Raw genomic sequence first — 13,372 nt, forward strand, 5'->3', positions numbered from 1 at the left:
TCAAAGCGCTTGGCGCAGTTGTTCCAGGAACGCCTGGATGGTGGCTTCGTTGCGTTTGAAGAAATGCCATTGGCCGATCTTCTGGCTGCTGATCAGCCCGGCACGCTGCAAGGTGGCCAGGTGGGCGGAGACGGTCGACTGCGAAAGGCCGCAGCGTTGGTCGATCTGCCCGGCACACACACCGTTTTCGGTGCTGTGGTACTGGTCCGGGAACTGGTTTGCCGGGTCTTTCAGCCAGCTGAGAATTTCTCGCCTGACCGGGTGGGCCAGCGCTTTTATGATTTCGTCGAGATCGAGTGGCATGGCGTGAGGCTCGTTGTAGCGGTATATCGCGATAGGGCGAAATATAAATCGCTGAATGCCGATATCCAAATATCCAGTGGTGCTTAGCTGAGTGCAAATCGCTATATCGCGTTATAACGATATTAGGCGCCGCGGTGGTAGACTGCGCTCATGAACTACCTTGCACATTTGCACCTGGGCGGGCCGGCCCCGCAACAACTGCTGGGCAGCCTGTACGGCGATTTCGTCAAAGGCTCGCTGCACGGGCGCTTCCCGCCTGCCTTGGAGGCGGCTATCCGGTTGCACCGGCATATCGACAGCTATACCGACCGGCACCCATTGGTACTGGCGGCGCTGGCGCGGTTCCCGCGTGAGCGGCGGCGCTTCGCCGGCATCGTACTGGACGTGTTTTTCGACCACTGCCTGGCGCGGCATTGGCACGACTATGCCGAGCAGCCTTTGGCGCAGTTCACTGGCGCGTTTTATCGGGTATTGCTGGCGGAGCCTGAGCTGCCGGGGCGGCTGGCGCGCATTGCGCCGTTCATGGCTGCCGATGACTGGTTGGGCGCTTATGGCGACTTCGCCACGCTGGAACAGGTGTTCAACGGCATCGGCCGGCGGCTGTCGCGCCCAGACGCGATGGCGGGGGTGATGGTGGAACTGGAGCGGCTGTACGAGCCGCTGCTGGCGGACTTTCGCGCGTTCTACCCGCAATTGCAGGCGTTTGCAGCGGCGGGGCGAGTGTCAGGCGGCTGATGTTGGTTGCCTGTGGTGGCCCTATCGCCGGCAAGCCAGCTCCCACAGGGATCGCCTCAGGGCTGACAGGTGGTTGCCACAAGGTATGGCAGCGCCTGTTAGAGCGAGCGCCGCCCGCGCGGCGCATCGCGAGCTGCGCTCGCTCCTACGTTTGTTTCGGGCCAATTATTCCTGTGGGATTTGCGCGCGAACGCCTTGGCGCATGCCTCAAAATCGTGTCGTACGAACAAAGCGGCCGCGCGCGCCTGTCACAGGCGTTACTGGCCCGAAACAAACGTAGGAGCGAGCGCAGCTCGCGATTGCGCCGCGCGGGCGGCGCTCGATCTCACAGGCGCTGAAGATGCTCCGGCTACCCTTGCCAGGAACCATAGAATCTCCCACAAGTTCACTGCAGATTTGCAGGCCAACGCAGTACCTGTAAAGCCGGCTTGCCGGCGATAGGGCCGCAACATGAGATAGAGATCAGGCAGCCCGCGCCTGCCGCCGTGGCGCCGCCTCGACGTTTTCGAACCCATACAACGCCAGGTGAATCGCCTGCTGTGCCTGCATTGCCAGCAGCGCACGTTCCTTGCCCACAGTCCCGATGGGCGGCAACAGGTGAATGCACACCTGCGCACGTGGCTGGGCGAACAGGCGCAGCAGGTGCGCCACCAGGTCGTCGTTACCAACAAAAGGCGCAACCGGGTCGATCTGGCCGTCGCGCAGGTATTGGATGGCCACTGGCTGCACCGCTACGCCACGGTCGATGGCCGGTGCCAGCAGGCGGCCATGGAAAGTGCGCAAGGCGTGACCGCTGGTGGTGGTGCCTTCAGGAAAGATCAGCAGCGGCCTGGCCAGGCCCAGTTGCCTGGCAATCTGCTCGCGCAGCCGTTCGCTGTCGCCGCCCCCACGACGAATAAACAGCGTGCCGGCCTGTTCCGCCAGCCAGCCGGCCAGCGGCCACTGGCGCACTTCGGCCTTGGACAGGAATGACAGGGGCATCAGCATGCCCAGCAGGGGGATGTCGGTCCACGACACATGGTTGCTGACCCACAACATCGGCCGCTGCGGCAACGCACCGCGCACCTGCACGTCGAAGGGCAGGGCTGCGACCAGGCGCTTCATGAACAGGCAGGTCCAGCGCTGGCGCCGTTCGAGCGAGGCCTTCAGGCCTAGCCGCTGCCCCACGGCGATCACGCTGGCCATCAGCGCGCCGAGCAGCACGACCAGCAGCAGCCTGCAGACGCGGGCGAGTACCCGCAGCCTGGGCATCAGACTGCCGCCTTGAAGTGGCGGGCGTAGCGCGGGCACAGGTCGTCGCGCTTGAGCAGGATGAACACGTCGGCGACCTGGAAGTCTTCGTCCCAGCACGGCTCGCCGCAGATCTTTGCACCCAGGCGCATGTAGGCTTTGAGCAGCGGTGGCAGTTCGGCGATGACGTTGTTGGGCAGCGCCAGGTTCGGCAGCGGCTTCTTCGGTTCGGCGCGCAGGTGCTCGGTGCACAGGTAGCGCTCGCGCAGGCGCTGCATCACGGCCTGGGCCTGTACGCCACCGTCCTGCATGGGGATGCTGGCGCAGCCCATCAGGTAACGGTAGTGGCCTTCGTTGAGGACCTCGGCCAGCTCGCCCCAGAGCACGGCAATGGTGCCGCCATTGCGGTAGGCGGGGGCTACGCAGGTGCGCCCCAGTTCAAGGATCGGCCCTTGCAGCTGCAACAGGCCGTGCAGGCGGAATTCTTCTTCGCTGTAGAACCGCCCCAGGCTGCTGGCGGCCTGGTGGTCAAGCAGCCGGGTAGTGGCCACCAGCTTGCCGGTACTCAGGTCGCGTACACCAATGTGGCGGCAGTGCACGTCGTAGTCGTCCATGTCCAGGCCGTGCTCGGCACCTTTGAGTTTGGCCTTGAATTCTGCGCTGAACACTTGGTAACGCAAGGCTTGGGCTTCTTGCAGCGCCTTGGCGCCAACCAGGCGTTCGGCTTGCAGACGGCGTTCAGTGCTGTTGTCGCCAGCGTGAGCGATCCGAGTCATTGCGAGTCTCCATAAGCCAGCCATGAAGGGTTGCGGCCGGTCGGCTTTGTTGTGCAAAGTCAGCCTAGGTAGACGCGGTGTCACCCCGGTGAAGCTTTGGTGATGCTTGCGTGACAACCCCCAGGGGCTCGTACGTGCCATTCCAGGCCCTGCGGCCGCAGATAGACGCGGCGGGGCCGGTGCATTGGGCCGAGCTGTGGCAGCGGGATCAGGGGGTGATGGCGCTGGCTGCGGCGGCGCGGGAGAAACGGCTGCACAAGGCCTGGGCTGCTGTGGGCTCTGCACGAGTGCGCAAGCCCCAGCAGGGCACGCCGCTTGCTGCCGGTAAAGCGGGCGGGTAAGGTTGGCGGCTTGGTTTTCCGAGATTTGTCATGTTCAAGTTGCCCTCCGCGCTCTTCGCCCTGTTGCTGGCTGTTTGCCTGCCCGCCCATGCCAACTGGCACCTCGATGGCGAGTCTTCGCGCTTGTCGTTCATTACCGGCAAGAACGGCGATACCGCCGAAGTGCATCGCTTCCTGGTGCTGCATGGTTCGGTCGACAACAAGGGCGTGGCGGGCTTGCGCATCGAGATGGATTCGGTCAGCAGTGGCATCCCCCTGCGTGACGAGCAGATGCGTGACCAGCTGTTCGAGGTCGGCCGCTTTGCCGAGGCCACGGTGAAGGCGCAAATCGACCTGCGTCCGATCAATGACCTGGCCGATGGTGCCCAGATCGAGCTGCGCCTGCCGCTGACGGTCACCTTGCACGGGCAGTCGCACCGCTACAACGCCTTGTTGCTGGCAACCCGCCTGGATGCGCGACGGTTCCAGGTGGTCACCCTCGAGCCACTGCTGCTGCGTGCCGAGGACTTTGGCCTGCTGCCGGGGCTGGAAAACCTGCGCAAGTTTGCCAAGCTCAAATCCATCAACCCGTCGGTGCCGGTCAATGCGGTGCTGATTTTCACCGCGCGCTGACATGCCGGGGCCGGTATTTCCCTGGCGGGAGGGTAACCAGTTCGAGTTGCTGATCGACGGCCCCGAGTTCTTTCCGCGCATGCTTGCGGCGATCGAGCGCGCCGAGTCGCAGGTAGACCTGGAACTCTACCTGGTCGAGGCTGGGGCTTGTGCCGAGGCGGTGGTCGAAGCGCTGGAGCACACGGCCCGGCGGGGTGTGCGAGTGCGCTGCCTGTTCGACGACTACGGTTCGCTGGCCTTCAACAGCACGCTACGCCAGCGCTTGCTGGCGGCGGGCGTGGACCTGCGCTGGTACAACCGCCTACGCTGGAAGCGCGGCCTGCGCAACTTGTACCGCGACCACCGCAAGCTGCTGTTGGTGGACGAGCGCTGGGCCGTGGTCGGCGGCACGGGCGTAACCGATGAGTTCTGGACACCCGGCCAGGCGCGCAGTGACTGGCACGAGGTCATGGTACAGATGCAAGGCCCGGTGGTGGCCGACTGGCAAGTGCTGTTCGACCGCCAGTGGCATGCCAACAACCGCCGCACCGCATGGCGCCCCGCCGAGGGCTTTGGCTTGCCGCGCCTGCCCAAGGTGCCGGCGCAGGGGCAGGGCATGGGCCGGGTAGCCTACGCCGACGCCCGTCAGCACCAGGACATCCTGCACGCGCTGGTGCGCGCCCTGAACAGCGGCAAGCAACGGGTATGGCTGGCCACGCCCTACTTCTTGCCAACCTGGAGTGTACGCCGTTCCTTACGCCGGGCCGCCAGCAAGGGCCTGGACGTGCGGCTGCTGCTGACCGGGCCGCGCACCGACCACCCCTCGGTCAGGTATGCCGGGCACCGCTACTACCCGCGCCTGCTGCGCGCTGGTGTACGCATTTTCGAGTACCAGCCGTGCTTCCTGCACCTGAAGATGGCCGTGGTGGACGACTGGGTCAGCGTTGGCTCCTGCAACTTCGACCATTGGAACCTGCGCTTCAACCTGGAAGCCAACATCGAGGCACTGGACCCACCGCTGACGGCGGCCGTGGTCGCCAGCTTCGAGCGCGATTTTGCCCTGAGCGAGGAAGTCGACCTGGCCCATTGGCACGCCCGGCCGCTGTGGCGGCGGGTCAAGCAGCGCATCTGGGGCTGGCTCGACCGGCTGGTGGTGAACCTGCTCGACCGCCGCGACTGATAGCGGCTATCGTGCAATGACTGTTCACGGGCGAGCGAAGGAGTGTGTGCGATGACGGCGAAAAAAATTCTGATGCTGGTCGGCGATTACGTCGAGGATTACGAAGCAATGGTGCCGTTCCAGGCACTGAGCATGGTCGGCCACACGGTGCACGCGGTGTGTCCGGAGAAGCTGGCGGGGCAGACCGTGCGTACCGCGATTCATGATTTCGAGGGTGAGCAGACCTACAGCGAAAAACCCGGGCACAACTTTGCCCTGAACTTCGATTTCGTGCGCGTGCGGCCCGAGCGCTACGACGCGCTGCTGATCCCGGGTGGCCGGGCGCCGGAGTACCTGCGCCTGGACGAGAAGGTGCTGGAACTGGTGCGGGCGTTCGACCAGGCCGGCAAGCCGATTGCAGCAGTGTGCCATGGTGCGCAGTTGCTGGCAGCGGCCGGGGTGCTGGAAGGGCGCGAATGCAGCGCCTACCCGGCGTGTGCGCCGGAGGTGCGGCTGGCGGGTGGGACGTTCATCGACATCGCCGTGGACCAGGCCCATGTGGATGGCAACCTGGTAACCGCCCCGGCCTGGCCGGCGCACCCGGCGTGGCTGGCGGCCTTCCTCAAGGTGCTGGGCACCCGCATCGCCTGACAGGGGTGTTCGCAGGTGAACCCGCGAACAGGCCCGTACAGGCTCAACCTACCTGTTCAACCCAGTCATTGAGGTTGTAGTAGTTGGTCACGCGGGCAATCTTGCCGCAATGGATGTAGAAGAAGGCCCCGGCCGGCAGCACGTAGGTCTGCCCGTTCGCCGGCGGCAACCCATCGTCATTGGCCAGGTACTGGCCATGCACGGTGAACTCCGCCGCCGCACGGCTGCCGTCGGCGTTCTGCATGACCACGATGTCGGCCAGGCGCTCGCGGTAGCAGCGGTTCATCTTGTCCATGAACGCTGCAAACCTGGCCTTGCCCATCTGCCGCTCGCCCTGGTTGATGTCGTGGATCACGTCTTCGCTGAGCAGTGCCAGAAAGCCCGGCATGTCGCCGGCGTTGAAGGCGGCGTAGTACGCATTTACCAGTTCGGTAGCGGTCATGGAACAATACCTGTCGTGTAGGGAAAAGGCGGGTCGTTGCCCCGGATGATACGGTTCCCCCTCAAGCCCGGCTTAGCCGAGCGCGTCATCCACATCGACAAAACGACCGCCAAGCATGGAAATACGCCTGTTGCACGGCGCCGCTATCGCGCCCTATATCGATGACCTCGCTCGCTTGCGCCTCACCGTATTCCGCGAGTTCCCCTACCTGTACGACGGCACCCCGGAGTACGAAGCCGACTACCTGGCCAACTATGCCCGTTCCGGGCGCAGCCTGGTGGTGCTGGCGCTGGACCAAGGCCAGGTGGTGGGTGCATCTACCGGCCTGCCGCTGGTGGACGTGGCCCCGGAGTTCCAGCAGCCGTTCCTGGCCCAGGGGCGGGACCCGGCCAGCGTTTATTACTTTGGTGAGTCGCTGGTATTGCCGGAGTACCGCGGCCAAGGTTTGGGCGTGCGTTTCTTCATCGAACGCGAGTCTTATGCCCACAAACTGGCCGAGTTCGACTACTGCGCGTTCTGTGCGGTCGAGCGGCCCGGTGTACACCCGCGCCGGCCTGCAGACTACAAGCCGTTGCATGGCTTCTGGCGTAACCGCGGCTTCCTGCACGACCCGTCGCTGCGCACCCGCTATGCCTGGCGTGACCTGGACGAGCAGGAAAGCTCCGACAAGCTGATGTCGTTCTGGCTGAAGGAACTGCCGGTATGATCCGCCTGGCGGCCTGCCAGTACGCCATCGAACTGCATGAAACCTGGGACGCCTACGCCGATCACCTGCAGGGCCTGTGCGCCGAAGCGGTGGCGGCGGGCGCCCGTTTGCTGTTGCTGCCCGAGTATGCCGGGCTGGTACTCAGCGGCCAGTTGAAGGGTGAACAGCGGGGCGACCTGCTGGGTTCGATTGCCGGGATCCAACCGCTGATCGGCGCCTGGGCAGCCTTGTGTGAACGCATGGCCAGGCGCTGGGGCATCTACCTGCAGCCGGGGAGCGTGCCGGTGCTGGACAGTGACGGTGCCTACCGCAACCGCGCCTGGCTGTTCGGTCCCGAGGGGCCGCTGGGCTACCAGGACAAACTGATGATGACCCGCTTCGAGCGAGAGCAGTGGGGCATCAGCGCCGGCCAGGGGCTGCGGGTGTTCGATACTGCACTGGGGCGTGTAGGCATTCTGATCTGCTACGACAATGAGTTCCCGATGCTGGCCCGGCAGTTGGCCGAGTTGGGTGCCGACCTGATCCTGGCACCGAGCTGCACCGACACCGAGGCGGGCTATCACCGGGTGCGCATCGGTGCCCAGGCACGGGCGCTGGAGAACCAGATAGCGGTGTTGCAGAGCCCGACGGTAGGGCTGGCGGCCTGGTCGCCGGCGCTGGATGAGAATATTGGCCGGGCAGGGTTGTTCGTACCGCCGGACCATGGCATGCCGGGGGACGGTGTGGTTGCCTTGAGCGCAGCGCTGGAGCCGGGCAGAAGCCAGTGGCTGGTGTGTGACGTGGACCTTGAGGAAGTACGGCGGGTGCGGCGGGAAGGGCAGGTGTTTACCCGCAGGGACTGGCCAGAGCAGTTTGACAGAGTGCGTTGAAAGCAGAGGCGCCTGCTTCGCGGGTGAACCCGCTCCCACCGGGGACATGAGGTCCCTGTAGGAGCGGGTTCACCCGCGAAGCAGGCGCCGCTGTTACATCAGGTTTACTTGACTTCGACTGCCAGGCTCTGGGCAATCTTGCTCTGCCACAGGGCCGGGCCAGTGATGTGCACCGACTCACCGTTGCTGTCTACGGCAACGGTGACTGGCATGTCCTTGACCTCGAACTCGTAGATCGCTTCCATGCCCAGTTCGGCGAAGGCCAGTACCTTGGACTTGCGGATAGCCTGGGCTACCAGGTAGGCAGCGCCGCCCACGGCCATCAGGTATACGGCCTTGTTGTCCTTGATCGCTTCGATCGCGGTCGGGCCACGTTCGGACTTGCCGATCATGCCCAGCAGGCCCGTCTGCTCGAGGATCTGGCGGGTGAACTTGTCCATGCGGGTCGCGGTGGTCGGGCCGGCAGGGCCAACCACTTCGTCACCGACTGGGTCGACCGGGCCAACGTAGTAGATGAAGCGGCCTTTGAGGTCCACTGGCAGCGCTTCGCCACGGTTGAGCATTTCCACCATGCGCTTGTGCGCGGCGTCGCGGCCGGTCAGCATCTTGCCGTTGAGCAGGATGGTTTCGCCCGGCTTCCAGCTGGCGACTTCTTCCGGGGTGATATCGTCGAGGTTGACGCGACGTGCGCTTGGGCCGGCTTCCCAGACGATTTCCGGGTAGGCGTCCAGCGATGGCGCTTCCAGCTCGGCCGGGCCGGAGCCATCGAGCACGAAGTGCGCGTGGCGGGTGGCGGCGCAGTTGGGGATCATGCACACCGGCAGCGAAGCGGCGTGGGTCGGGTAGTCCATGATCTTCACGTCGAGCACGGTGGTCAGGCCACCCAGGCCCTGGGCACCGATGCCCAGTTGGTTGACCTTCTCGAACAGCTCCAGGCGGATTTCTTCCAGGCGGTTCTGCGGGCCACGGGCTTTGAGCTCATGAATGTCGATGGACTCCATCAACACTTCCTTGGCCATGACCGCGGCCTTCTCGGCGGTACCGCCAATGCCGATGCCGAGCATGCCAGGCGGGCACCAGCCAGCACCCATGGTCGGTACGGTCTTGAGCACCCAGTCGACGATCGAGTCGGACGGGTTGAGCATGGCCATCTTCGACTTGTTCTCCGAGCCGCCGCCCTTGGCGGCGACATCGACCTCGACCTTGTCGCCAGGCACGATGGAATAGTGGATAACGGCCGGGGTGTTGTCCTTGGTGTTCTTGCGGGCACCGGCCGGGTCGGCCAGGATCGAGGCACGCAGGACGTTTTCAGGCAGGTTGTAGGCGCGACGCACACCTTCGTTGATCATGTCGTCGACGCTCAGGGTGGCACCGTCCCAGCGCACATCCATACCCACGCGCACGAACACGGTGACGATACCGGTGTCCTGGCAGATCGGGCGGTGGCCGGTGGCGCACATGCGCGAGTTGATCAGGATCTGGGCGATGGAGTCGCGGGCAGCAGGCGACTCTTCGCGCAGATAGGCCTCGTGCATGGCCTGGATGAAATCGACGGGGTGGTAGTACGAGATGAATTGCAGGGCGTCGGCGACGCTCTGAATCAGGTCGTCTTGCTTGATCACGGTCATGCAGCGCGCTCCTCTTAAAGACGGGAACATTCATAGAGACGCTCGACGGTGCCGACCAGCATGTCGAGACGCCTTGCAAAGGCGCGCCGGCAGCATGGCCGACGCAAAAGGGCGCGGCAGTATAGCGTGCCTCACCGCGTGACACACCTGCGAGTGGTCTGGACCTTGGTCGGTTGAGGCTGGGCATCCTTTTTGCTGCTGACGCCTGTGGTTGGCCTTACTATCGACGGGCGCGCAGAGCGCCCCCCACAACCTGAAGCGGGAAGAGATACCTGAAGATGCCCGAACTTTGCGTAGGCGAGCACCGCTGGGCGGTGCCGACCGGCAGCAACCTGCTCGATGCCCTGAACGAGGCCGGGCTCAACGTGCCCTACAGCTGCCGCGCCGGAAGCTGCCACGCCTGCCTGGTGCACTGCCAGGCCGGGCAGCCGCTGGACGCCATGCCTGAGGCCATGGCCCTGGACCAGCACGCCCTGGGCTGGCGCCTGGCTTGCCAGTGCAGGGTGATCGAGGACTTGCAGGTTGCGTTGTTCGACCCGCAGCGCGATGGTGTGCCGGCGCACGTCTGTGCGCTGGACTGGTACGGTGACGTGTTGCGTGTACGGCTACGGCCCGAGCGGGCGGTGCGTTACCAGGCGGGGCAGCATGTGGTGCTGTGGAATGGTTCGGTAGCGCGGCCTTATTCACTGGCCAGCCTGCCGGGGGAAGATGACTTCCTGGAGTTTCACATCGATTGCCGGCGCCCCGGCGCTTTTTGCGACAAGGCTCGTGGTTTGCAGGTAGCAGATGTGCTGCGCCTGGGCGAATTCAGGGGGGGTGCGTTGCACTACGACCTGGATTGGCAGGATCGGCCGCTCTGGCTGCTGGCAGCCGGAACCGGGCTTGCGCCGTTGTGGGGGATCTTGCGTGAGGCCGTGCGGCAGGGGCATCGCGGCGAGATTCGGGTGCTGCATGTGGCGCGCAACAGCGCCGGGCACTATCTGGCTGAACCCCTGATGCAGCTGCAAGGCGTGCAGGTCGAGCTGGTCCTGGAAGAGCAGATGGATGAAGCGCTGGCGCGGTTGCGCCCGCCTTCGCGGCAGACGGTGGCGCTGGTGTGTGGGGCAGCGGGGAGTGTGGACCGGTTTGCGCGGCGGCTGTTCATTGCCGGCGTGCCGCGGGGGCAAGTATTTACTGACGTCTTCGTTGAACATGCCTGAGGCAGTCGGGTTGACTGTGCCGGCCTATTCGCGGGCTCGCCCGCTCCCACAGGGGTAACGACAGGCCTGAGGCTAGCGCTGTACCTGTAGGAGCGGGCATGCCCGCGAAGGGCCGCAGAGCGGCCCCCCTCTGAGGCAGGCTCAGCCGACCAGCGGATCACCCACATGCAGGATCTTCATGCCATTGGTGCCACCGATGGTGTGGTAGCTGTCACCTTTGGTCAGGATCACCCAGTCGCCTTGTTCTACCAAGCCGCGCTTGAGCAGTTCGTCGACGGCTGCCTGGCTGACTTTGTCAGCCGGCAGCGAAGCGGGGTCGAAGGCAATCGGGTAGACGCCACGGAACATATTGGCCCGTGCCTGCGTCGCGCGGTGCGGCGAGAGCGCGAAGATCGGCACGTGCGAGCGCAGGCGCGACATGATCAGCGGGGTGTAGCCGCTTTCAGTCAAGGCGATGATCGCCTTCACGCCCGGGAAGTGGTTGGCCGTGTACATCGCCGCCAGGGCGATGCTTTCGTCGCAGCGCTCGAAGGTGGTGTGCAGGCGGTGGCTGGAGCGCTGGCTGGTCGGGTGCTTCTCGGCACCGGAGCAGATGCGGGCCATGGCCTGTACGGCTTCGATCGGGTACGAACCGGCAGCACTTTCCGCCGACAGCATGACCGCGTCGGTGTTGTCGAGCACGGCGTTGGCCACGTCGGACACTTCGGCACGGGTCGGCATCGGGTTCTGGATCATCGACTCCATCATCTGGGTCGCCACGATCACTGCCTTGTTGTTGCGGCGAGCGTGCTGGATGATCTTCTTCTGAATGGCGATCAGCTCGGCGTCGCCGATTTCCACGCCCAAGTCACCGCGGGCGACCATGACGGCATCGGAAGCGAGGATCAGCTTGTCCAGGGTCTCGTCGTCGGCAACGGCTTCGGCGCGCTCGATCTTGGCCACCAGCCAGGCGCTGCCACCGGACTCGTCACGCAGCTTGCGCGCGTATTCCATGTCGCTGGCGTCCCGCGGGAACGACACGGCCAGGTAGTCCAGGTCCATTTCCGCAGCCAGCTTGATGTCGGCCTTGTCTTTTTCGGTCAGGGCCGGTGCGGTCAGGCCGCCACCTTTACGGTTGATGCCCTTGTGGTCCGACAGCGGGCCACCGATGATCACCACGCAGTGCAGGGCATCGGCGGTGGCGGTTTCGACGCGCATGACCACGCGGCCATCGTCGAGCAGCAGTTCGTCACCGACACCGCAGTCCTTGACCAGGTCCGGGTAGTCGATGCCGACGATATCCTGGTTGCCTTCGGTCAGCGGGTGGGCGGTGGAGAAGGTGAACTTGTCACCGATCTTCAGTTCGATGCGCTTGTTGGCGAACTTCGCGATGCGGATCTTCGGACCCTGCAGGTCGCCCAGCAGTGCAACATGGCGGCCGTTCTTGGCAGCGATGTCGCGGATCAGGCGCGCGCGGGCCTTGTGCTCGTCCGGCGTGCCGTGGGAGAAGTTCAGGCGTGCCACGTCGAGACCGGCAAGGATCAGCTGTTCGATCACTTCCGGCGAGTTGCTGGCGGGGCCAAGGGTGGCGACGATTTTGGTACGGCGGATGCTCATGCACAGACTCCTATAGTGAAGCGCAGCGAAAGGCTACTCCTGAATCTCGCTGTAGTCATTGTTCCGTTGCACTACCTGTGACTTCCGGGGTAGGGCAGCTGCAAGCTACAAGCAGTAAGCTACAAGGAAAAGCGCGCGCGGCATTCATGCCGCTCGTGGCGGCCTGGCACTTGTCGCTCGCCGCTGAAGAAAACCCGACAGCGGCCGATAGGTTTGCTATCAAAGGAGATTGCCATGCGAGCCCTGATCGTTTTTGCCCTCGCCGCCAGTGCTGTCGGCTGTACCCGCTGGTCCATGGACCACCACCTGAACAATGCCTATCGCGCCTATGACCGGGGTGATTGCGCGCGGGTGATGCTGGAGCTATCACAAGTAGACCGTACCAGCCGCGCGCGCCCGTTCATCCACCCCGAAGTGTCGCTGCTGCGCGGCCAGTGCCTGGAGCGCCAGGCGTTATACGTGGACGCCGCCCAGACCTACCAGTACCTGATCCAGCAATACCCGCGCAACGAGTACGCCTATCGCGCCCAGGCCCGCCTGCAGACGCTGGAGAAGCTCGGCCATTTGCGTGGTACCGAAGCGGCCGTGGCCCGGCCGGCGACTACTGCACCTTGGCGCTAATACAAAGGTGTGGTTTATTTCACGGGATTCGCAGCGCGTGCTGCGCTAATCTGTAACCCAGCTGTTACAACAACCGCCAGTACCTTGTATTCCTGGCATCAGGTACGGAATACACTCGCCATCATGTTCAACAAACGCCGCATCGAACGCCATCAGCTCCCTTGTGCCCTCAAGGTGTTCAACCGCTTTACCGACCAGGAAATCGGCCTGCTCGGCAACGCCTCGGAAGACGGCCTGATGGTCATCAGCCAACTGCCCGTGCTGGTAGGGCCCGATTATGAACTGCAACTTCGCATGCCGCTGGCCGGCGGCGGGTTCCAGTTCGTCAACCTGACCGCCAGTTGCCTGTGGTGCAGTGAGGACCAGACCCCTGGGCATTACGATTCGGGCTTCATGCTGCTGCAGGCCCCGCGCGAGTACGACGATTTCGTGCGCTCGCTGCGCGACTATTTCAGCTTCCGCCCGGCCAACGCCTCTGCCTGAGCCTTGGCGCCCTGGAATCGCGTTAGAATCGGGTCGATCTCG

15 protein-coding genes and 1 pseudogene are annotated in these 13,372 nt (G+C 64.4%); 10 read left to right on the plus strand and 6 right to left on the minus strand.

Going from position 1 to position 13,372, the window contains the following annotated elements:
- Positions 1–303 (minus strand): helix-turn-helix transcriptional regulator, encoded by a 303-nt coding sequence (locus tag DMX12_RS00635; RefSeq protein WP_054906130.1) that lies wholly within the window; start codon positions 301–303, stop codon positions 1–3.
- A 150-nt stretch (positions 304–453) separates the two neighbouring features.
- On the opposite strand from DMX12_RS00635, the gene DMX12_RS00640 reads away from it, so the two are divergent.
- On the plus strand, positions 454–1,038 hold the full coding sequence (locus tag DMX12_RS00640) for an ACP phosphodiesterase (protein WP_054906129.1): 585 nt from the start codon (positions 454–456) through the stop codon (positions 1,036–1,038).
- A gap of 462 nt (positions 1,039–1,500) precedes the next feature.
- Here DMX12_RS00640 and DMX12_RS00645 read toward each other — a convergent pair whose 3' ends face one another.
- Together DMX12_RS00645 and olsB are read right to left on the minus strand one after the other, a co-directional pair.
- A complete protein-coding gene (locus DMX12_RS00645) occupies positions 1,501–2,289 on the minus strand; it encodes a lysophospholipid acyltransferase family protein (protein WP_110675665.1) in 789 nt (262 codons plus the stop codon).
- Complete coding sequence (olsB, locus tag DMX12_RS00650; RefSeq protein WP_110675667.1) at positions 2,289–3,044, minus strand: L-ornithine N(alpha)-acyltransferase; 756 nt, start codon at positions 3,042–3,044, stop codon at positions 2,289–2,291. The genes DMX12_RS00645 and olsB overlap by 1 nt, the downstream gene beginning before the upstream one ends.
- Positions 3,045–3,169: 125 nt before the next feature.
- Between olsB and DMX12_RS00655 the strand changes: the two are divergent.
- The 4 genes and pseudogenes from DMX12_RS00655 to DMX12_RS00670 form a co-directional block, all read left to right on the plus strand.
- Positions 3,170–3,385: pseudogene (locus DMX12_RS00655) on the plus strand (hypothetical protein); the annotation flags it as partial.
- 30 nt (positions 3,386–3,415) lie between these two features.
- Positions 3,416–3,997 (plus strand): YceI family protein, encoded by a 582-nt coding sequence (locus tag DMX12_RS00660; protein WP_009685647.1) that lies wholly within the window; start codon positions 3,416–3,418, stop codon positions 3,995–3,997.
- A 1-nt stretch (position 3,998) separates the two neighbouring features.
- Positions 3,999–5,156 carry a phosphatidylserine/phosphatidylglycerophosphate/cardiolipin synthase family protein gene (locus tag DMX12_RS00665; RefSeq protein ID WP_110675669.1) on the plus strand — a complete coding sequence of 386 codons (1,158 nt, stop codon included), beginning with the start codon at positions 3,999–4,001 and terminating at the stop codon, positions 5,154–5,156.
- Between the two features lie 51 nt (positions 5,157–5,207).
- Positions 5,208–5,786: a DJ-1/PfpI family protein gene (locus DMX12_RS00670; protein WP_009685645.1), complete on the plus strand. Its 579-nt coding sequence runs from the start codon at positions 5,208–5,210 to the stop codon at positions 5,784–5,786.
- Between the two features lie 43 nt (positions 5,787–5,829).
- Here DMX12_RS00670 and DMX12_RS00675 read toward each other — a convergent pair whose 3' ends face one another.
- Positions 5,830–6,228 (minus strand): nuclear transport factor 2 family protein, encoded by a 399-nt coding sequence (locus DMX12_RS00675; RefSeq protein WP_029887342.1) that lies wholly within the window; start codon positions 6,226–6,228, stop codon positions 5,830–5,832.
- 115 nt (positions 6,229–6,343) lie between these two features.
- Between DMX12_RS00675 and DMX12_RS00680 the strand changes: the two genes are divergently transcribed.
- Complete coding sequence (locus tag DMX12_RS00680; protein ID WP_009685643.1) at positions 6,344–6,934, plus strand: GNAT family N-acetyltransferase; 591 nt, start codon at positions 6,344–6,346, stop codon at positions 6,932–6,934.
- Positions 6,931–7,803: a carbon-nitrogen hydrolase family protein gene (locus tag DMX12_RS00685; RefSeq protein WP_110675671.1), complete on the plus strand. Its 873-nt coding sequence runs from the start codon at positions 6,931–6,933 to the stop codon at positions 7,801–7,803. The genes DMX12_RS00680 and DMX12_RS00685 overlap by 4 nt, the downstream gene beginning before the upstream one ends.
- A 104-nt stretch (positions 7,804–7,907) precedes the next feature.
- On the opposite strand, the gene DMX12_RS00690 is transcribed toward DMX12_RS00685, so the two are convergent.
- A complete protein-coding gene (locus DMX12_RS00690; protein ID WP_009685641.1) occupies positions 7,908–9,431 on the minus strand; it encodes a fumarate hydratase in 1,524 nt (507 codons plus the stop codon).
- Between the two features lie 278 nt (positions 9,432–9,709).
- Here DMX12_RS00690 and DMX12_RS00695 point away from each other — a divergent pair, with 278 nt between their 5' ends.
- A complete protein-coding gene (locus DMX12_RS00695; RefSeq protein ID WP_110675673.1) occupies positions 9,710–10,630 on the plus strand; it encodes an iron-sulfur-binding ferredoxin reductase in 921 nt (306 codons plus the stop codon).
- Positions 10,631–10,771: 141 nt separating this feature from the next.
- Here the strand turns inward: DMX12_RS00695 and pyk are convergent, their stop codons facing one another.
- Positions 10,772–12,226, minus strand: coding sequence for a pyruvate kinase (gene pyk, locus DMX12_RS00700; RefSeq protein ID WP_009685639.1), 1,455 nt, complete (start codon positions 12,224–12,226; stop codon positions 10,772–10,774).
- Between the two features lie 234 nt (positions 12,227–12,460).
- Between pyk and DMX12_RS00705 the strand changes: the two genes are divergently transcribed.
- Together DMX12_RS00705 and DMX12_RS00710 are read left to right on the plus strand one after the other, a co-directional pair.
- Positions 12,461–12,847 (plus strand): tol-pal system YbgF family protein, encoded by a 387-nt coding sequence (locus DMX12_RS00705; protein ID WP_009685638.1) that lies wholly within the window; start codon positions 12,461–12,463, stop codon positions 12,845–12,847.
- Between the two features lie 123 nt (positions 12,848–12,970).
- Positions 12,971–13,330 carry a PilZ domain-containing protein gene (locus DMX12_RS00710; RefSeq protein WP_009685637.1) on the plus strand — a complete coding sequence of 120 codons (360 nt, stop codon included), beginning with the start codon at positions 12,971–12,973 and terminating at the stop codon, positions 13,328–13,330.
- Positions 13,331–13,372: the final 42 nt, after the last annotated feature.

Source organism: Pseudomonas sp. MB-090624 (assembly GCF_003205245.1).
Classification (GTDB): Bacteria; Pseudomonadota; Gammaproteobacteria; order Pseudomonadales; family Pseudomonadaceae; genus Aquipseudomonas; species Aquipseudomonas juntendi.